Annotated in this window: 15 protein-coding genes; 8 read left to right on the top strand and 7 right to left on the bottom strand. The window is 44.4% G+C overall.

The window, feature by feature from the left end:
• Positions 1-35 precede the first annotated feature (35 nt).
• Positions 36-1,280 (bottom strand): mechanosensitive ion channel family protein, encoded by a 1,245-nt coding sequence (locus O9X84_RS07030; protein ID WP_442864514.1) that lies wholly within the window; start codon positions 1,278-1,280, stop codon positions 36-38.
• 575 nt (positions 1,281-1,855) lie between these two features.
• Between O9X84_RS07030 and O9X84_RS07025 the strand changes: the two genes are divergently transcribed.
• A complete protein-coding gene (locus tag O9X84_RS07025) occupies positions 1,856-3,280 on the top strand; it encodes a DEAD/DEAH box helicase (protein ID WP_269518959.1) in 1,425 nt (474 codons plus the stop codon).
• A 42-nt stretch (positions 3,281-3,322) separates the two neighbouring features.
• Here the strand turns inward: O9X84_RS07025 and O9X84_RS07020 are convergent, their stop codons facing one another.
• Complete coding sequence (locus tag O9X84_RS07020; protein ID WP_269518958.1) at positions 3,323-4,165, bottom strand: thioredoxin family protein; 843 nt, start codon at positions 4,163-4,165, stop codon at positions 3,323-3,325.
• A 227-nt stretch (positions 4,166-4,392) separates the two neighbouring features.
• Between O9X84_RS07020 and dld the strand changes: the two genes are divergently transcribed.
• Complete coding sequence (dld, locus tag O9X84_RS07015) at positions 4,393-6,126, top strand: D-lactate dehydrogenase (protein ID WP_269518957.1); 1,734 nt, start codon at positions 4,393-4,395, stop codon at positions 6,124-6,126.
• Positions 6,127-6,323: 197 nt separating this feature from the next.
• On the opposite strand, the gene mmsB is transcribed toward dld, so the two are convergent.
• Positions 6,324-7,199: a 3-hydroxyisobutyrate dehydrogenase gene (gene mmsB / locus O9X84_RS07010; RefSeq protein ID WP_269518956.1), complete on the bottom strand. Its 876-nt coding sequence runs from the start codon at positions 7,197-7,199 to the stop codon at positions 6,324-6,326.
• Positions 7,200-7,245: 46 nt separating this feature from the next.
• Positions 7,246-8,745 (bottom strand): CoA-acylating methylmalonate-semialdehyde dehydrogenase, encoded by a 1,500-nt coding sequence (locus tag O9X84_RS07005; RefSeq protein WP_269518955.1) that lies wholly within the window; start codon positions 8,743-8,745, stop codon positions 7,246-7,248.
• 98 nt (positions 8,746-8,843) lie between these two features.
• On the opposite strand from O9X84_RS07005, the gene O9X84_RS07000 reads away from it, so the two are divergent.
• Positions 8,844-9,731, top strand: coding sequence for a LysR family transcriptional regulator (locus tag O9X84_RS07000; protein ID WP_269518954.1), 888 nt, complete (start codon positions 8,844-8,846; stop codon positions 9,729-9,731).
• A 24-nt stretch (positions 9,732-9,755) separates the two neighbouring features.
• Here the strand turns inward: O9X84_RS07000 and O9X84_RS06995 are convergent, their stop codons facing one another.
• Positions 9,756-10,688, bottom strand: coding sequence for an AEC family transporter (locus O9X84_RS06995; RefSeq protein WP_269518953.1), 933 nt, complete (start codon positions 10,686-10,688; stop codon positions 9,756-9,758).
• Between the two features lie 188 nt (positions 10,689-10,876).
• Between O9X84_RS06995 and O9X84_RS06990 the strand changes: the two genes are divergently transcribed.
• A complete protein-coding gene (locus O9X84_RS06990) occupies positions 10,877-12,697 on the top strand; it encodes a diguanylate cyclase (RefSeq protein WP_269518952.1) in 1,821 nt (606 codons plus the stop codon).
• Positions 12,698-12,805: 108 nt separating this feature from the next.
• Entirely contained in the window at positions 12,806-13,924 is a 1,119-nt protein-coding gene (locus O9X84_RS06985) for an adenosylhomocysteinase (protein ID WP_269518951.1), read from the top strand.
• A 148-nt stretch (positions 13,925-14,072) separates the two neighbouring features.
• Here the strand turns inward: O9X84_RS06985 and O9X84_RS06980 are convergent, their stop codons facing one another.
• Positions 14,073-14,534 carry a tetratricopeptide repeat protein gene (locus O9X84_RS06980; protein WP_269518950.1) on the bottom strand — a complete coding sequence of 154 codons (462 nt, stop codon included), beginning with the start codon at positions 14,532-14,534 and terminating at the stop codon, positions 14,073-14,075.
• 239 nt (positions 14,535-14,773) lie between these two features.
• Here O9X84_RS06980 and O9X84_RS06975 point away from each other — a divergent pair, with 239 nt between their 5' ends.
• The gene (locus tag O9X84_RS06975; protein WP_332108318.1) at positions 14,774-17,245 is read left to right on the top strand and encodes a winged helix-turn-helix domain-containing protein; all 2,472 of its coding nucleotides are present in this window, start codon (positions 14,774-14,776) and stop codon (positions 17,243-17,245) included.
• A 32-nt stretch (positions 17,246-17,277) separates the two neighbouring features.
• Here O9X84_RS06975 and O9X84_RS06970 read toward each other — a convergent pair whose 3' ends face one another.
• A complete protein-coding gene (locus O9X84_RS06970) occupies positions 17,278-17,643 on the bottom strand; it encodes a hypothetical protein (RefSeq protein WP_269518949.1) in 366 nt (121 codons plus the stop codon).
• 302 nt (positions 17,644-17,945) lie between these two features.
• Here O9X84_RS06970 and O9X84_RS06965 point away from each other — a divergent pair, with 302 nt between their 5' ends.
• Both O9X84_RS06965 and O9X84_RS06960 read left to right on the top strand, forming a co-directional pair.
• Complete coding sequence (locus O9X84_RS06965) at positions 17,946-18,479, top strand: retroviral-like aspartic protease family protein (RefSeq protein ID WP_269518948.1); 534 nt, start codon at positions 17,946-17,948, stop codon at positions 18,477-18,479.
• Between the two features lie 156 nt (positions 18,480-18,635).
• A complete protein-coding gene (locus tag O9X84_RS06960) occupies positions 18,636-19,844 on the top strand; it encodes a M24 family metallopeptidase (protein WP_269518945.1) in 1,209 nt (402 codons plus the stop codon).
• Positions 19,845-19,850: the final 6 nt, after the last annotated feature.

Genomic DNA, 19,850 nt, shown 5'->3' with positions numbered 1-19,850 from the left:
GCAGGTAGCATAGATAAATTCAGCCCAGTTAAGGGCTACTCTGATCCCTTAATACTCATCTTTGAAATAACGTCGCTTTCATTGAGTACACGTACTTCACGTTGAGGGAAAGGTATCTCAATATTGTGTTCTCTCAAGGTTTCAAAAACCATCAACAGCAAGTCGCCACCCACGCGATTTTTACCGTCGTCTACCCCTTCCATCCAAAACTCAATGAACATATTAACCCCTGAGTCGCCAAAACTATCGATTTCACAGTCTGGCTGTTCTTCAAAGGGTACCCCTTCACCGCCTATCACCTGCGGGTGGTCAGCGACAGCAGATTTCACAATTTCAACCATCGCGCGAATATCCGTTTTATACGCCACTGAAAAGTCGATGCGATAGCGTTGTTTGGAATCTTTGTGCGTCCAGTTAATGAGCAGTGAGCTGATGAACTTTTCGTTAGGAACGAGTATATCTTTACCATCAAAGGTTTCTAATACCGCGTAGCGCATTTTAAACTCGCGAACGATACCTTTTCGTCCATCCTCTAGCTCTACATAGTCGCCAACGGTTAATGAGCGGTCGAGTAGAATAATAATGCCGGAGATAAAGTTGGAGGCGATAGACTGAAGGCCTAAGCCTAGCCCAACACCTAGGGCTCCACCAAATACGGCTAATGCGGTTAGGTTAATGCCCATCACATTGAGCAACAAAATAAACGCTACGCAAAATAGCGCTACTTCAAAAAGCTTTGCAAATACTTCTTTTGTCGATAAATCTAGCGACTTATGGTTTCTGATAATGTCTTGGCCAATGGCATTGGAGCTTCGGCCTAACCAAAAGAGCAGCCCGCCGAATATGACCACGCGAGCAACGCCATAGGCAGAAATTTGAACATTGCCCACCGAAATAGCGATAGATGCCAAGGCTTCATTAATTATAGGGAGTAGCCCAATAAGGTGTAAAAACAAAATAGGCAAACCCACAACTCGCATAAGCCGAGCGGTAGATTTATTTTCTACAAAACCGTTAATAATAGAATTCACAAAAATGAGCACGGCAACTACAACGGCGATATCTAATAGCCATGCATCAAACTGAAACCGTTCTCCAAGTACAGTAGAAAACTTGAGTAAACTAATAGTAATGATAGGGAATAGGGCGCGGCCGGCGTTGTACAAAAAACCATGCAGTGTATGGGCCCCGTGCTGCGGCTTGCTTTTGGTAAATCTGAGTGACTTTTCAATCTGTCTTGAAAACAAAAATGCGCTTAAATAAATAAAAGCAATAATCATCAGTTGAATATAAAAGCTAGTCGACAGCAACGACGACTCAATAATGAGAAGCTTACTTTCGATAGCTTGATAAAATTGCTCTATGTTCATTCTTAAATTTTCTCCAAGAGCATACGAGTATGTATGCAGAAAACGGGTTTTATACTGAATGGAAGATTTGGTAAAGGTTTATTTATCATAGGGGCTGTTTATTTTTGCCTATAGGATTTTCAAACAGTTTGTGCGTTGTTTAGATAAACATGACTTAGTCTAGCACAGTGACTAAATTACCTTAAAAGCGATAAATAACCATGTTCACAAGCGCAATGCTTAAAAAGTGTGCTGGTTATGATGCGCTTTAAATGATAGACTCCGCGCGCGCTTTGACAGGATAGTAGCGTGCGTTTATTCCATCTTGTACTATAAATCAAAAGAGCTTTTTAAGTCGCTTCGGTGCCTTGGTCATCCCCTTTATATTTTAAACCCATCGGTTAGCAAAATAGCCCATCGGTTAGCAAAACGGCATTCTCGCTTCACCCAAAGGTACCTACTGCTTTATCAGACAAAGCAACAATTTTTCAGGAGTTAGTTATTTAATGTCATTTTCCCAGCTAGGGCTTGCCGAGCCGTTGTTGAAAGCAATCGAAAAACAAGGGTTTAGCAAACCATCACCTATTCAAGAAAAAGCAATTCCCGTCGTGATGGAAGGGAAAGATGTACTTGCTGCTGCGCAAACCGGAACCGGAAAAACTGCAGGGTTTGGGTTGCCTATATTGCACAATCTATTAGATGGTAAAAAAGCGTCGGGTAATAATATTAGAGCCTTAGTGCTGACACCTACTCGAGAGCTAGCCGCCCAGGTTGAAGAAAGTATTCGTTCGTTTAGCACTTTTGTGCCGTTAACGACGGCAGTTGTATTTGGTGGTGTAGGTATAAACCCGCAAATGATGAAGTTGAGAAAAGGTGTTGATGTGCTTATTGCCACCCCAGGCCGTCTTCTCGATTTATATCAACAAAATGCTGTGAAGTTTTCTCAGCTAGAAGTACTTGTGTTAGATGAAGCAGATAGAATGTTGGACATGGGTTTTATCCACGACATTAAAAAAGTACTTAAACTGTTGCCCGCGAAGCGTCAAAGCCTACTTTTCTCTGCCACATTTTCACCAGAAATTACAGCATTAGCGCAAACAATTACTCGCGATCCAGTTCACATCTCTACGGCGCCAGCAAACACGACTGTAGACTCAGTAAAACAGCATTTGATTACTGTCGACAAGTCTAAAAAGACCTCAGCACTTATCAGCTTAATTAAGCAGGAAAAGTGGAGCCAGGTACTCGTATTCAGCCGTACCAAGCATGGTGCCAATCGCGTTGCCGATAAACTGTCGAAAGCGAAGATTCCAGCTGCCGCTATTCATGGTAATAAAAGCCAGGGTGCGAGAACCAAAGCACTATCAGATTTTAAATCAGGCGACATTAACGTATTGGTAGCAACCGACATCGCCGCTCGAGGCATCGACATTAGTGAACTACCTATTGTTGTGAATCTTGATTTGCCCAATACGCCTGCAGACTATGTTCATCGAATTGGTAGAACGGGAAGAGCAGGCTCAAGTGGACAGGCATGGTCTTTTGTCAGTGTAGATGAACTTCAAAGTCTTAAAGATATTGAAACCCTTATACAAAAACTGCTGCCAAGAGAGACGTTAGAAGGGTTTGCACCCCAAGTGCCGGTTCCTGTCACCACATTGTCTGCGCCGAAAAAGCCTAAGAAGCCTAAAGCGGCAAAAACGTTTGATAGTGCAAATCGCTCTCAGGGTTCTGAGAATGGACGAAGCGCAAATCGAGGCGGGGCTAATAAAAGCGGTGCAAATAAAACTGGAGCTCAGTTTAAAAACAAGCGACGCAGCTCATCAAATACGGAAGGTGGCAATCGCGGTAATTCTGCGGGCCAAAGTCAGTCTAAAGGTAACGGCAGCAGTCATTCTGCCGCCAGACGTTCAAAGCCTCAAAACGCTTAATACGCTATTTAGGGCGCTATTTAGCACGCTATTTAGGACGGGTCACTGCCATGAAAAAGGGCCATGCTCATTGAGTGTGGCCTTTTTGGTTTCTAACACCCCTTCACTTGGGTTTAGTTGTGCTTGAGTTCGTTCCATTAGCTCTTTTTGCAAAGTCGCACGAAACTGGCGAACTTCTTTCCACATAGCGTAAAAATTGTCCATTGTGTCACCTTCTAAGTCACCCTTGATATCATCCTTTAACAAAGGTGATAGCTCCTCGTAGGCTGCCTGTAAACGAGCAGCATACTGTTCGTTATAAGACATCTCTTCAGGCGTTGGAGTATAAGACTGCAATATAGCGATTTCGTGCTCACTTAATTCTCCATGAGCGGTAAAATATTCAACATAATCAATAAGCGGAATGCTATCAGCATGTGCCCACCTCGCCATACTGGCGCGATTAAGTAAGGTTCCTGTGTTAGGTTCAACGATCATTACTGTGGGTGTGGCATAGTAAATGGGGTAATCAAACCGCTTGGTAATGTTACGTCTATCCTCTAGTAAGCCAACATCCACAAGCAGGGTGGTGTAATACTTTTCTAAAATAGGTTGAAGTGCTTCTGATTCAAAGTGCGAGGCTAGACCTGTACTGTCATGACACCATTGAGCACCCAACACTACCAATAAAAGCGTGTCGCTATTTTTTGCTTTCTCTTGTGCATCAATCACATCCTGTAAAGGAGATTCGCTAGGCGTATAAGAGAGCGTACTTTTATCACTACCATCATCGCTACTTTTGCTATTGGCCGCCATTGTTGATGTAGCAAATAGCAGTGAGGATAGGGCGGTTATCATCATTACGGTTAATAGAAATTGTAGAAGGTGCTGAGTTGTTGATTTCATTTTACGATGTCATGTGAATATGTTGTCTGCATTCAATGTATCACAACTCAACTAGGAACCGCATATTCAACGCTACGCTTTAAAAAAGCTTATGCGTTTACCAGTTTTAGGCTCATTAAATATAAGTAAATTGTATTAAGAACCTAACGGTTCCCTCTTTGTTCTATTTAGCTTTCGTGTATAGTTCCTCACCAGCGAAGAATTTCTGTTTTAACGTAGAGAGACCCATGGCCGTGCACCTTGATACCCAGTCGTTGATTGCGTCTATGCAAAATGTTGTTGGACAATCTTATTTACTTACTGACCCAGCAAAAAAGCAGCCTTACTGTAAAGGCATTCGCTTTGGTTCTGGTGAAGCGCTTGCGGTTGTGCGCCCAGGTTCGTTGGTGGAAATTTGGCGAGTGCTAAAGCTGTGTGTCGACGCAGACGTAGCAGTGATTATGCAGGCAGCAAATACAGGCCTTACTGGCGGCTCTACGCCTGATGGAAAAGAGTACGATAGACCGCTCGTTATCATCAGCACTATGCGTATCGACGATATTCAGTTAGTGAACGAGGGCAAGCAAATAGTCGGTCTTGCAGGCAGTACGTTATTTGGTTTAGAAGAGCAGTTAGCGCCCTATGGTCGAGAGCCACATTCGGTGATTGGCTCTTCATGCATCGGCGCATCAATAGTAGGCGGCATTTGTAATAATTCCGGCGGGGCGCTTGTTAAGCGCGGGCCAGCCTATACAGAGCTTGCTTTATTTGCACAAATTGACGCAGACGGCACGCTCTCATTGGTGAATAACCTCGGCATCAAATTGGGCAATGATCCTGAAGAAATCCTCGAGAATCTAGAAAACAAACGTTGGACAGATTCTGATGTAGAGCAGCCTGACGCAAGGGCGTCGGACAATGAATACGATGCTAGGGTGCGAGACGTCGATTCAGACACACCATCGCGCTATAACAATGACGGTCGCAGGCTGCACGATGCCTCTGGATGTGCGGGAAAACTTGCCGTATTTGCTGTTCGCTTAGATACCTTCCCTATACCTGACAAAAAACAGGTGTTTTATGTGGGGTCAAACGATGCGAACGTATTTACTTCGGTTCGCAGAGATATCCTCTCTACTTTTAAGCATTTACCAGATTCCGGTGAGTATTTGCATCGGGACTGTTACGACGTGTCGAAGAAATACGGTAAAGACATGTTCATTGTTATCAATAAGCTGGGTGCAAAGTTTATCCCTCGACTGTTTGCGTTTAAACGTAAATTCGATGCGTTTGCGGATAAGTTAGGTTTTTTACCCAATAAAATGTCAGACCGTGTTATGCAGGCTTTTAGCTATTTGTTTCCCAATCATTTGCCCAAACGCATGGATGAATTCAGAGATAAATACCAGCACCACTGGATTTTAGAAATGAGTAATGAGGGTGTTGATGAAGCTCGCCAATACCTTAATGAATTTTTCAAAAACAACGAAGGTGGCTATTTCGAATGTACCGAGGATGAAGCCGACAAAGCGATACTTCATCGTTTTGTAGCCGGTGGTGCAATTGGTCGTTATCACATTATGCACGGCAAGGAGGTGGGCGCTATGATGACGATAGATGTGGCCCTTCGCCGTAACGACCCCGCATGGTTTGAAGTGCTCCCTAAAGATATTGATGAGCAGATAGACACGAAACTGTATTACGGCCATCTGTTTTGCCACGTGATGCATCAAAATTACATTGTCAAAAAAGGCGCTGATGCAAAAGCGCTAAAAAATAAGATATTAAGCACTTTTGATGAACGCAAGGCGGAATATCCAGCCGAGCACAACGTGGGGCACGAGTATGCAGCCAAAGAAACATTGCGTAACTTCTATAGAGAGCTCGACCCAACAAATAGCTTTAACCCAGGTATCGGTAAAACCACGAAGTTTAAAAACTGGGCTGATGAAGCTGGTGGCTGTTGTGGCGGTCACGACTAAGCAGTTATAAAAGACAGTTATAAAGAAGCAGGTTTAGCTAAGCGGTGTTAACCACAAGCCTTAACAACAGACTTCAAATTGTTAAAAATAAAAAAAGCCGATATTGATATGTCCACAACGTGACGCTCAATATCGGTTTTTTTGTGGCTTAGTTTTTAAATATTTCAAGCTCTGAAGCGTGAAGTTTACAGGCTAGCTTAGGCAAGCTTATTGATAATCGATGAAAAATCGAGTGAGCCATTGCCTTCATCACAGTGTTGCTCAAACCACTTGGCCGCAAGTTTGCCCATAGGCACTTGAGCATCAACCCCTTCAGCGCCCTGCATGGCTAGCGTTAAGTCTTTAAGCATAAGAGCTGAGGCAAAGCCGCCAGCAAAATCTTTATCAGCTGGGCTTTGCGGACCTACACCTTTTACTGGGCAGTACGTGGTTAATGACCACGTTTGACCGGAGGCATTAGACGCAATATCAAAAAACACTTGAGGGTCTAAGCCTAGTTTTTGCGCTAGCTGCAGACTTTCGCAGGTGGCTATCATTGAGGCACCTAACAACATGTTGTTGCAAATTTTAGCTGCTTGACCTGCGCCATGGCCTCCTGCATGGACAATTTTCTTGCCCATTGCACCGAGTACGCCCTGCGCTTTTTCAAATGCATCGGCATCACCGCCCACCATAAAGGTAAGCGTTCCCGCCGCTGCCGCCGCTGTTCCACCTGAAACAGGGGCATCTAGCATCTTAAGTCCGTGGCTTTCAGCTAATTCAGATACTGCCTTTGCTGTGCCCACATCAATGGTTGAGCAGTCTATTAGCAACGTATCTTTATCCACATTAGCCAGTATTTGATTGGCGTATATATCGTGCACATGCTTTCCAGCAGGCAGCATGGTTACTACGATTTCAGCGCCTTTTACAGCGTCAACCGCAGATGATGCGACCTTACAGCCAAACCCTTTAGCTTTGTCTAGCGCGGCCTCGCTAAGGTCGAACGCCGTTACATCAAAATTGCCTTTTACCAGGTTGTCGGCCATGCCAGAGCCCATGTTACCTAGGCCAATAATTGCAACTGTAGTCATCTTTTACATTCCTTATCCTACGTGTTATCGAGGGCGTGTTATCTCATTAGCCCATGGTAGGGATGACAAACGCGTTATCGTTGGTGTCAGAACCGTCGGGCCAGCGCTGGGTGATAGTTTTCACTTTCGTCCAGAATTTAACGCCTTCCATACCGTGCTGGTTAGTGTCTCCAAATGAAGAGCGCTTCCACCCACCAAAGGTGTGATAAGCAACAGGCACCGGGATAGGTACATTAATACCCACCATGCCCACGTTGACTCGCTGGGCAAATTCACGGGCCGCGTGACCGTTACGGGTGTACATGGCTACACCGTTACCGTATTGATGCTCGCTGGCAAGATTAACCGCTTCATTAAAATCGTTAGCTCGTACAATTTGCAGTACCGGGCCAAAAATCTCTTCTTGGTAAGAACGCATGTCTTTAGTTACATGGTCAAACAACGTAGGTCCGATAAAAAAGCCTTTGCTGTCATTGGGGATTTGCGAGTTACGACCGTCGTAAACAAGTTCTGCGCCTTCCTCAACAGCAAGGTCGATGTAGCCTTCAATACGCGCTTTGTGCTCGCCGGTAACTACAGGTCCGTAATGGGCATTAGGATCTTCAGAATGGCTAACCATAATGTCTTTGATTGCTGGAATGAGTTTTGCCTTAAGCTTCTCAGCCGTTTCTTCACCGACAGGCACTACTACCGGCAATGCCATACAGCGTTCGCCCGCAGATCCATATGCCGCGCCAACAAGATCAGCGACAACTTGGTCGAGGTCGGCATCGGGCATAATAATACCGTGGTTTTTAGCGCCGCCCATGGCCTGAACTCGTTTGCCAGCTCGTGCTCCACGCTCGTAAACGTAGTTTGCAATGTCGCTTGAACCTACAAAGCTCACTGCTTTGATATCTTTGTGGTCTAAAATGCCGTCTACGGCTTCTTTGTTGCCGTGAACCACATTGAGTACGCCGTCGGGTAAACCTGCTTCTGTCATTAGCTTCGCTAACTCTACCGGTACAGATGGATCGCGCTCAGACGGCTTTAAAATAAACGAGTTACCGCACGCTATTGCCACACCAAACATCCACATTGGGATCATGGCAGGGAAGTTAAACGGTGTTATACCCGCTACCACGCCTAAAGCCTGACGCATAGAGTACACATCAATGCCTGGTCCTGCGCCTTCGGTATATTCACCTTTTTGAGCATGAGGTATGCCGCAAGCAAATTCGATAACTTCTAAACCGCGCTGAATGTCGCCTTGCGCATCGCTTAATACTTTTCCGTGCTCGCTTGATAATAACTGCGCTAGTCTGTCGCGGTTAGCTTCAAGAAGCTCTTTAAACTTAAACATTACCCGTGCGCGGCGCTGCGGGTTAGTCGCTGCCCATTCAGTTTGAGCTGCTAGCGCAGAATCGACAGCTTTTTGTAAGGTATTTTGATTGGCTAAGAATACTTCAGCTTGAACATCGCCTGTGTTTGGTGCGAAAACCGACGCAGTGCTTTCTGACTCGTCGCTGTATGATTTACCGGCGATATAATGATTAATTTGTCTCACGTAATTACTCCTAGATTTTTTTACAATATTGAAACCTTGTGTTTGCAAGATCAATACATATACTTACAGCTTGGTGCTGTAAAAATGCAGGTGTATTGATGAATTGGGATGACATGAGGCTATTTCTCGGGCTGGCGAGAAATGGTCGGGTAGCAATTGCAGCTAAAGGACTTGAGTTAGATCCCACTACACTTATACGCCGTGTAAAAAAGCTTGAGGATTCTCTAAACTGCAAATTATTTGAGTTAACGAATAAGGGTTATGTCTTAACGTCTCATGGCGTTAAGCTAGTTAACTACATCGAGAAAGCGGAGCATTATTTTCTTGAGGCGCAAAATGAGCTACATGATGAGCGCTCACATCTAGCGGGTACTATTCGAGTAAGCGTATCAGAAGGGTTTGGCAATTGGTTTTTAGCCCCGCGGCTTCCCGAATTTAAGCGTCTGTTTCCTGGTATTTGTATTGAGCTGGTGGCAACGAGCGGTTTTTTAAACTTGAATAAACGAGAAGCGGATATTGCCATTCTTCTTGAGAAGCCAAGCAAAGGGTTACTCGTTACTCAAAAGCTCACTGAGTACTGTCTATATTTGTATACCAAAGCGTCTTTAGTTGAAGAGGGCAAGCCAGAGTCTCTTAGTGAACTCGCCCATTTTAACCTAGTAAGCTACGTGCCTGATTTGGTATTTGCCCCACAGCTTAAATTTATTGAGGAAACCGCACTATCTCAGCTGAGCGCGTTAAGAAGCACAAGTATTCATGCTCAATACCAAATGTTAATTAACGGCGCAGGGGTAGGTATATTGCCTAAGTTTATTGCAGAGCATCAGCAAGGGCTTACTCGACTATTAGAAAAAGATATTCATATTAAACGTACATTTTGGTTAGCTACCCACAAAGAAACCCACTCCCAAGCTCGCTTTCAAGCCTTTATCAACTGGCTTACTGACGAGGTGGAAAAGGAAAGTAAACGTTTCTGCGACAGCTAGGTCAATACTGTCTGGCTTTTTGAGCTACACCAGCCCAAGCGCTGACAAAGTGCCGAACCCCAATGCCGTAATAGGTAAAGAGACTAGGGTGCTTACTGCAATAATACTTGCGGCTAAACGGTGATCTCCACCTAAATTTCGCACCATGATATAGCTGGCCGCTGCCGTAGGGGCGATAGAAAGTAACAGCAACACGCCCAAACTCATCCCTCTTATGCCCGTCATGTATGCCATGCCAACTAACAGTGCGGGATAGATAATACACTTACTTATTGTCGTGATAACAATGTTGTACCAATCGCTAGAAAAAGACCGAAACTGTAACGAGGCACCGGTACAAATTAATGCGAGCGGAAGCGTTAATTGAGCAAAGTACTCCCCAGTTTTAAGCACAACTTCGGGTAACTGCCATTGATAGTACGAAAATGGCAGGGCCATAACGATAGACAAAATGAGCGGGTTTTTCGCAATTCCTTTTATTTGGTTAATTGGCGAACTAAAGCCTATTTGATAAAAATTGAGAATAAAAACCGATAAAACATTGTACAAAATAGTAATACAACCCATATATACCGAGGCAGCCGCTAGCCCTTCCTGCCCGTAGGTATTAGCCGCATACGCAAGGCCAATAATGCCCATATTTGCCCTAAATCCGCCCTGCACAACAACGCCTTTTGCATTGGTATCGGTAACGGTGAAGTGAGCAAGAACCACAAGGGCACCAAACATGGCCAATGTACCCACAAGACCGATAGCAACCAATGGTAGATTCGCCGCTTTTGAAAAATCAGACTGACTAATAGAGAGAAACAACAGCGCGGGTAGGGCTAAGTTAAAAACCAACTTAGACCCAGATTCTACAAAGCCATCGTTAAGCCATTTGATGCGTACAAAGTACCAACCCAAAAGTAATAGGATGAGAACGGGAAATAAGGTGCTGGTAATAAATGAAAGCATTGGCTAAATTGAGTGATCGACAGTGTTAATTAGAGTATCAAAATTTTGTCCTGCACGAGGGTTTTCTCGAGGAAAGTGGGTGAGCCCGTACTTAATTTTCTCTTAAATTAACTTATCAATACAAAAAATATTCACAAATTATTATAAAAAGAGTAAATTTCATTCATCGGCTGTTTTAGGGAAGTATGGTGAGCCAGCAAAATAGGTTGAAGGGGGTCCGCGCCTTTTTCACAATAATGATTTATTTCGTTTGTGGGTATATCTCGTGGTATGCCTCTGCTCAGCCTAATAGTATCAATAGTGATACAAGCTCTAGCTTTAACTCTAACTTAAACACCGATACCGAAACCAAAAGTAGCGCCGACAGTCAGTTTGTAGTTATTTCATCCTCCGACGATCACCGCTCTCTGGTGAACAATAAACTCTTTTTAAGTAAGCCTGACAATACTATTACTACCGCTCAACAAGCGCTGACGGCATTCAATGACGGTGAATTCATTGAAAACACCGCTAATCGAGTGAGTTTTGGTTTTACTGAAGAGGTGCTGTGGGCTGTATTACCTATTCAAGCGGATACAACCACGGATGGCGGGTTATCCAGCGTTATCGAAATTGACAATGCGTGGCTAGATGTCGTCGATATCTTTTTTATTTCCGGTAATGAAATAGTGAGGCAGGAGTCGCTAGGCGACACTGAGGCGATAAGCGGGCGTACATACAACGCTAGAATGCCCTCGGTTAGTCATGTCTTTGCACCAGGCAATACGTATGTGTTGTTTCGCTTCATCTCTCAAGATCCAATGACAATTCCAATCTACCTCTGTAGTGAAAAATCGAAGCAAAGTGTCATGCTTGAAAATGCCTATTTTTATGGTTTTTTATATGGTGCCTTACTTATTTTACTGGTGTATAACTTGGTGCTTTACACCTACCTCAGAGAGCGTAGATACTTACTTTATTCCTGCTATCTACTCGCTTTTACTGCCTTTAATTTCACTTATACCGGTCATGGTTACTGGTGGCTTTGGGGTGAAATGCCAACGGTGCAGCAGTGGCTCATGCCCACTCTTATGCTGTGTTACATAACCGCAGGTGTAACTTTCACTATTGAGTTTTTAAATGTTAAGAAGTACTTACCCTCGCTGTTTGCCAAACGCAAATACATATACGCAGGGTTGCTTGCCTTAGCCGTGGTTATGCTGGCCTATGGTAGTCAGCAATTTGCCATTATGGCGCAGCTGGTTATTTTAACCACGCTGTCGTTGTGGATGCTTCTTATTGGCGTGATGTGTTACAAAAACGGCAATGTGTTAGCGGCGTTTTTTGTGCCGGCAATTGCACTTGGCACTGGCGGTGCGACGGTATCGAGCTTGGCAACATGGGGCGTTGTGCCCTACTCACAGTGGGCATTTAGAGGTATAGAGCTTGGTATGCTGCTGGAAATGTCCCTACTGTCAGTTTCCTTAGGGTTTAATTTTAAAGAAGTATATAAAGCTCGGTTAAGCGCAGAATTTACGTCTAGAATCGATCCTCTCACTAACCTGTATAACCGCAGAGCATTTACGCAATTGGTGTATCCTATCTGGGAGCTGGGCGTTCGTAAAAAGCAGCGCATGTCGATTGTATTAATCGACTTAGATTGGTTTAAACAAATTAACGACGAATTTGGACATGACGCAGGTGACGGTGTTCTAGAGTTAGTTGCCAAAACTATCAAGGCGAGAGTACGCAGCTCTGATTTGGTTTTTCGATGGGGAGGAGAAGAGTTTTTACTATTTTTGCCAGACACCAGTGAGAGTGATGCCAAAGCACTCGCAGAAACCCTGCGTTTGAGTGTAAAAGAGGTAACCAGTGAATCCATTACTACAGTGACTACCAGTATTGGTGTTGCGGCTTTCAATCCCGATCAAGCTGGCGATAGCAAAATAGAGAAACTCATAAAAGTCGCTGACAATGCGCTTTATCTGGCAAAACAAAATGGTAGGAATTGCGTACAGGTAAGCGCGTAAAAAGGTTCTTATCTTTTCGTAAATATCCACGGTTTTATGTGTTTGTCCCATTGTTGAACATCACTGTTCTAGCGTATGCTTTCTCTTTTCTTTCGGTGGACATCATCCATGTATCAAAATTTTCAAGCCGAGCTAGACTGGGCAAGCCTTCACATGCCTCGTACCAAGCGAGCTGTCTCTTCATTACCCGATTTAAGCAATGTAAAACTAGCCTGTAATATGCATCTTGACTTAAAAATGGCTCCTTTAGTTGAGGGGCTGCTATCGCAGGGGTGCGAGATATTTTTAACAACCTGTAATCCCACCACCGTTCAAGACGACGTGGTAAATTACTTAGTTAAAAAGGGTGCAAAAGCACATGCATGGCGTGATATGAGCGAGGCTGAGTGGTCGGCGTCCTTCGATAAAGCCTTGAACTGGCAGCCCACACATTTATGCGAAATGGGCGCAGATCTCACCACTCGCTTACATGACAATGCCGACAAAGGAGAGTCTACGCCCACTATAAAAGCGGGTTTGGAAGCCACAGGCTCTGGTATTAGTCGTTTAAACGGTATGGCACCACGCTACCCTATATTTAACTGGGACGACTTACCCGTGAAAGAGGGGCTGCATAATCGGCACATGGTAGGGCTTAGCGCCTGGCAAACCTTTTTTCAAACCACACATCTCACGCTGCACGAAAAAGTAGTGGTAGTAGTCGGTTACGGTTTAGTTGGCCAAGGTGTGGCGGCGTCAGCCAAAGCATTTGGGGCACAAGTTCAGGTTGCAGAGTTGGATCAAGCTCGAGCGCTGCAGGCAAAATATGACGGCTGGCCGGTGGTAGATTTAAAAGAAGCGGTTAAAGACGCTGACATCATTGCCACGGCAACAGGCGCTGAAGGGGTTATTGGCGCTAGGCATTTAGATACCATGAAAGATAACTCGTTTATCTTAAATGTGGGTCATGTGGCTAAAGAGATTGACGTTGCCTATCTAAAAGACAATAGCAGTCACAGCGAGCCCATGCCTTATGTCAATGCGTATAAGCTTAAAGACAAAACCATCTTCTTATTAGCAGATGGCTCTATGTTTAACTTAACGGCAGGTTACGGCGACAGCCTGAATGCGTTTGATGTCACACTGGCTGTGATGGCGTCAGGCATAGGGCATATTGTAGGCGAGGGCTCGACACATCAAAGCGGGCTTTATTTGCTGCCTGAGAAAGCCTGGAAGTCCGCACTGTAGGCCCGTGCTTTAATGCTGCATTTTAAAAGTGTATGTTAAGTTGGTGTTTTAACGCTCAAAAAAGGCAATGACTTACGCCATTGCCTTATGCTGTTGCTTTACGCTTTGTTCTACATAGGCTTACTCAAGTCAAGAACAAAACCTTGTGTTAGTTTTTAGAAATTTGAAGGCGAGTATTCGCAAGCGTTAGGTTATTTGATGAGAAGCGGTTGAGCTTATTAGCTGCAACCGAACGCTCGAAGTTCTCAACACACAGCGTGGCTTTGTTTTCTAAGCAATTCAACACTGCTAGGTTATTTAGGGCGATACTCTTATTACCTGACTGGTCAACGGCCCTTGCGCAATGGGTTTGGGCTGCTTCTAAATTGCCTGTTGCGATGTGTGCCACACATAGGTTTGTGTGCAGTGGAGCCTGCTTGGTCATTACCGTAGTGCGCGCGAGTTGCGCATTTAATTTGCGAATGCCATCTGTATAATTGCCGTTCTCTATTTCCTGAACGCCGTACACATTTTCCACAGTAGTACGAAGCTTATAAACGTTATTGTTGTTTTGCGCTAACGCAGTAGTCGCAAAAAGAAGTGTGGCTGCTAGGGTTAAAAGTTTAGTCATGATAATTTTCCACTTGTCGCGCTAGTTGAATTGCTTTTAGTCTAATCGCGTTGCCGTGAGTCAGACGCTGGTTAACGTTTTGTTAAACGATGGGTGGAGAATAGTGAAATTCGATTTAATTACATGATGAAAAGATAATAACGAACAAATTTCTTTCTAATGAAAACCTAATGTTCATTATTTTTCTGTTTTAGTTCAAATAATTCAATTATTTATGTTTTTTGAAATGAGGTCGCTTGGTGCCGTCTACGCTATTTAGTATTGAAAATTATATTGTTAATACCGCGGATAATACGATCTCCGGCGACGATAGCACTGTGAAAATTGAGCCGAAATGTATAAAAGTGTTAAAAGTTTTGGCAGAACATGCACCTGAGGCAGTGAGTAGAGAGCACATGCACAAGGTGGTGTGGGGAGAACGAATTGTTGTTGATGAAGCTCTGTCACGGGTTATTTCTCAGTTGCGTCATGCGCTAAACGATAATAAATCGAAGCGGCTGATCAAAACCATTCCCAAACTAGGCTATAAGCTTACGGTAACGCCTGTTGAGCTATCAGCCGCTATGAGCTCTTCGAATAATCAGCTTTCAAATACGCCGTCTGCAAATAAGTCCTCTTCAATTACCCCAACGGCGCAAGCAGCAGTTAACATTAATGCTGAAACCAGTGGCAACACTGCCGACCAAAGCCTGAACCAAAGCCTGGACCAAAACCCAGGCCTAAACAGAAACCAAAACCAAAAGTCTGCAACTGCATCTATCGAAGGCAGCCCTTCACTTATAAATGAAGATGCAAATAAAGACTCAAGCAGAGACTCCATCATTGGCTTAAGCACAGACTCAGCCGCAGGCCAAACGGAAAGTATAGAAAAACCAGAGAGCGCTGCGAATACTGAGTCGGCGCCCAACAGTGAGAAGGCCGAAGAGTCTTCTGTGAAAAGCGGAAAAAGCCAACGTCAAAGCTCTCATCAAAGCACTCGCCAAAGCGCTCATCATTCTATACAGAAGAGTACATTAAAAAAGAACCAGAGGTTTTGGTTGCTAGCTAGTGTGCTGGTGGTTGCTGTTATCGCAACCGCTATCACATGGGTATTCACAGGGAGTGATAACCCGTTGGTAGACAGCACCAAGCAATCGTCGCTTGAGAGCAATTCTATTGCAATACTGCCTTTTAGCCAGATTTCAGATGATACCGACTCGTCGTATATTTCACTTGGGCTTACCGAGGAAATAATTTCGAGCTTGTCTACGACTCCTGGCTTTAACGTGCCTTCGCGATACTCTACTTTGGCGTTGACCAAGAAAGGACTTTCTCTCGCTGACATTGCCACGGCCTTAAACGTAAATTATGCCCTTGAGGGAAGCGTCAGGCGTATTAACCAAAGCTTTAGAATATCTGTTCGACTGATTGCTCCGTTTGAAGACAAAGCCTTATGGACCGCTCAGTTTGATGTCACTAACAATGATTTACTAAAAGTGCAGCTTGAAATTTCCAATGCAATTATTGCGCAGGTTTCCAGCAGCCACTCTTCATCTAAGGCGCCAATAAAGGCAGGGATCACCGCAAATGCTGCTGCTTACCAAGCATATCTAAAAGGCACCTATTGGTGGATGAATGGTACTACCAGCGAGTGGTTTAGCAAAGCAGAAACAGCGTTTTTAGACGCCGTTAATTACGACCCTGCGTTTTCTGCTGCCTATGGCAGTCTTGCGTACATTTATGCGCGGTATAATTTTTATGATTTATATATACCTCAAGAGCAGGCGTTGCCTAAGGCAAGGGCTGCTATTGATAATGCACTGCGTTTAAACCCAAGCGACGCTAATGCCCATAATGCCACAGCTATTTTGGCAACTTTAAGTTTTGACTTTAAAAAAGCAGCTTCCTCGCTAAATCGTGTGCTTAGCGAGGATGCAAACAATGCAACCAGTCTTTACTTACATTCAGAGTTGGCGCTAGCGCAGCTATCACCCGATAGAGCGCTGTCATTTGCAAAACAAGCTCGTGAGATAGAGCCTCTATCACCGTGGGTGAATGTTAACCTTGCTATTGTTCATTATTGGCGAGGTGAAACGACGCAGGCGCTGGCCGCGCTCGATAACGCATTGGAGTTAGATAGCGCTTACACATGGGCTTATGTGTGGAAGGCTAGGGTGCTAGCATTACAGGGCAACAATAATGACGCCATCGATGTTATGGAAGCCTGTTTGACCATCGATCCATTTTCAACGATTAACGCCGCATACCTTGGCACGCTTTATTCAGTGCAGGGTAATGCAAATAAAGCGAATCAGTGGTTTACCCATACCGCCTCATTGCTAGGCGATACCACTACGGCCAGGTTCTGGAAAACCCATGGAGACAGGCTAGAGAGGGAAGCGATTAGCAATACAGATATCGCGCTTATGGAGCCGCTTCTCCAAAAGCAGACGCAAGCATTCAGTGTTATTCCAATGCTTACCGAGGGATACATAGCGACACAGCAAGAAAGTGTTGGCTTTGATGTTATCCGCGCCCATTTCCCATCGCTAAACACCGTTAACCCAATGGTAAATAGCCAAAACGCGGAGGCTGCGTTAGCACTACTTCAGCTTTCTTCTCAATCGGAGCCTAATATTAGCAAAGCGATGACGACGTTTATTAATGCTTACCCAGTATGGGCAAAGCGGACTGGGTTTAAAGACAGATTTGAAAAAGCGGTGTCAGATTGACACCGCTTTAAGTTCACATAGCCGATAGGCTATTAACGGCGTTTGAATGGAGGATGACCGCTAAAGTTGGTTGAACTGCTGTTCTCTTCAATGGTTTCAAATTGAGCAACGTCAATAACTGGAATGCATTCGACTGAGCGTTTAAATGGCGGCTTACCGCGCATGTCCACGCTTATTCTATTTTCACATTCAGTGGCGGCACCTAGCATTTCAAACTGAGCCACATCGTGCTCCTGTACTTCAACAAGCCTACGCTCAAATGGCGGCTTGCCAGTACGATCCACAATAATCATTTTTGTTACGCTAGTATTGTCTGCGCCTTCGTTGGCAACAGCAGTAGCGAACGGTACAGCGGCTATCGAAGATAGCATTAAAAGAGGTAATAAACGTTTTTTCATGATAAACCCTCGTTTTGCGAATAATCACTGATTTGTACGTCTAAAGTCTAACTTTTGATGACAAAAAAATAACCCCATCTCGCGATAGCTAAAAGCTATCAGTTAAGAAGGTAATAGCAAAAAGGCTTTATCAACAAACAAGGGGAGTGCACGTTTTATGTGCTCTTTTGCACGCTGCTGGTGCGATGCGTTATTGAAAAATAAAGTAACTATCGCAAAATCATAGGCTTATTATTTGGCTTCGTTATTGCTGTGTTTATCTTCATACCATTCATTGCTGCGAATGAAGCTAATTACGATATATGAAAATACACACTAAGCGCCTTTCACTAAGCACCTTGTTGACGATCTTTATTGCAGTATTCACAGGCAATATATTGAGCACTAGTGTGGCTAACGCCAATTCGTTTTCGTTAACAAGCAGCAGTGGCGGAACCTTGTACTTACAAAGTTTTGATGCGGACAAGCGCGAATTCAACTACCTCATTGATACTGGCTCTTCCCTCACTATTTTGAATAAGGCTACGTTTAAGGTTTTTGCAGCTCAGCAAAATGTGACTGAAGAAGGCGTGGTCATTGCTAAACTAGCGAACGGTAAAAAGCACAAGGTGAAGCTTTACACCATACCTACATTGGCGTTAAGTGCAGACTGTCATTTTGATAATGTAAAGGTGGCTGTAATGGACAATCAGCACAATATCCTCGGAATGGAAGTGTTGGGCAGAGCAGCACCATTTGGTATTCAAATGTCGCCACCCACATTAACGCTGCACCAATGCGACGATGATGTAAGCTCAGAATTACTTGCAAAAAGCCCATCAAAACCTGATTTATAACCGCTTTAATAACCAGCGCAATAAAAACGTGTTGTGAAAACCAGTTTCCATTGTTTTATCTTTTTCATTCTGTCCTCTATAGCGTTTTCCTATCGGCACCGTTACCAATCATGTAGATTAGCCACACTGCATTTGACGTAACGAGGCAAACATTTCATGCAAATTGGCGGAAAAACTCAGCAAGAAGCACTAGCAACACTGCGCGACATGACAACAGATATGGAACAACCTTCTGTTTCAGAGCACACAAGTAGAATTGAAAAAGCGCAGCGCTATATGCAGGCCAATAATATAGCTGCACTTTATCTCAATGCGGGTACTAATTTAGCCTATTTTACTGGAATGCAGTGGTACGCCAGCGAGCGCTTGGTTGGCGCCATATTGCCAGCTCGTGGAGACGTTGTTTATATTGCCCCGACCTTTGAGATTGATTCCTTAGAAGAGCGTAAGCTTATTGCTGGACACATAGAAGGTTGGCAAGAGCACGAGAGCCCCTACGCCTTATTCGCAAAGCTACTGAGTGACATTGATACCGCGAATGGCAGCAAGATTGCTGTCGACGAATCAACACAGTTTTTCATTGTGGATGGGTTCAGTAAAGCCTTGCCTAATACCATTGAAATAATTAATGGTAGCGAAGTGTCTGCCCATTGCCGAATGCAAAAATCGCCTCATGAGCTAGCGCTTATTCAGCGAGCCATGGATATGACGTTAGCGGTTCACAAGGCAACCGCAAGTATGCTCAAAGAAGGAATGACAACTACGGAAGTAGAAGCCTTCATCAACGAAGCCCACAGGAAAGTGGGTGCAAGTGGAAGTTATTTCTGTATCGTTTTGTTTGGCAAGGCCACCTCATTTCCACATGGGGTTAAAGATCCTCAGGTTTTAAAAGCCAACGATCTTGTTTTAATCGATACTGGCTGCAAGCTGCATGGATACCTATCAGATATTACGCGAACCTATTGTTTTGGCGAGCCAAGTGCAAAGCAAAGGCTGCTGTGGAACAGTGAGAAACAAGCGCAAATAGCGGCGTTTAATGCGGCAACGGTGGAAAGCACATGCGGCGACGTAGATGCAGCTGCTAGGCACAGCTTAGAAGCTGAAGGCTTAGGGCCAGATTATACGCTGCCTGGATTGCCTCACCGCACGGGTCATGGTATTGGGATGGACATCCATGAATGGCCTTATTTAGTTAAAGACAACCCTCATCAACTAGCGCCCGGTATGTGTTTTAGCAACGAGCCTATGATTGTTGTGCCCGGTGAGTTTGGCATTCGTTTAGAAGATCATTTCTATGTCACTGACGCCGGCCCTGTATGGTTTACCGAGCCAAGTAACTCAATCACTGAGCCGTTTAATGACTAAACGGCT

It is taken from the genome of Alteromonas sp. BMJM2 (genome assembly GCF_027257845.1).
Taxonomy (GTDB): domain Bacteria; phylum Pseudomonadota; class Gammaproteobacteria; order Enterobacterales; family Alteromonadaceae; genus Alteromonas.
Note: the sequence above shows the minus strand (reverse complement) of the source record. Positions and strands in the feature narration are given on the sequence as shown.

Excerpts from the sequence above, each read along its gene's own strand:
- O9X84_RS07030 (WP_442864514.1), bottom strand. The coding sequence starts at position 1,280 with ATGATTATTGCTTTTATTTATTTAAGCGCATTTTTGTTTTCAAGACAG.
- O9X84_RS07025 (WP_269518959.1), top strand. The coding sequence starts at position 1,856 with ATGTCATTTTCCCAGCTAGGGCTTGCCGAGCCGTTGTTGAAAGCAATC.
- O9X84_RS07020 (WP_269518958.1), bottom strand. The coding sequence starts at position 4,165 with ATGAAATCAACAACTCAGCACCTTCTACAATTTCTATTAACCGTAATG.
- dld (WP_269518957.1), top strand. The coding sequence starts at position 4,393 with ATGGCCGTGCACCTTGATACCCAGTCGTTGATTGCGTCTATGCAAAAT.
- mmsB (WP_269518956.1), bottom strand. The coding sequence starts at position 7,199 with ATGACTACAGTTGCAATTATTGGCCTAGGTAACATGGGCTCTGGCATG.
- O9X84_RS07000 (WP_269518954.1), top strand. The coding sequence starts at position 8,844 with ATGAATTGGGATGACATGAGGCTATTTCTCGGGCTGGCGAGAAATGGT.
- O9X84_RS06995 (WP_269518953.1), bottom strand. The coding sequence starts at position 10,688 with ATGCTTTCATTTATTACCAGCACCTTATTTCCCGTTCTCATCCTATTA.
- O9X84_RS06985 (WP_269518951.1), top strand. The coding sequence starts at position 12,806 with ATGTATCAAAATTTTCAAGCCGAGCTAGACTGGGCAAGCCTTCACATG.
- O9X84_RS06980 (WP_269518950.1), bottom strand. The coding sequence starts at position 14,534 with ATGACTAAACTTTTAACCCTAGCAGCCACACTTCTTTTTGCGACTACT.
- O9X84_RS06970 (WP_269518949.1), bottom strand. The coding sequence starts at position 17,643 with ATGAAAAAACGTTTATTACCTCTTTTAATGCTATCTTCGATAGCCGCT.
- O9X84_RS06965 (WP_269518948.1), top strand. The coding sequence starts at position 17,946 with ATGAAAATACACACTAAGCGCCTTTCACTAAGCACCTTGTTGACGATC.
- O9X84_RS06960 (WP_269518945.1), top strand. The coding sequence starts at position 18,636 with ATGCAAATTGGCGGAAAAACTCAGCAAGAAGCACTAGCAACACTGCGC.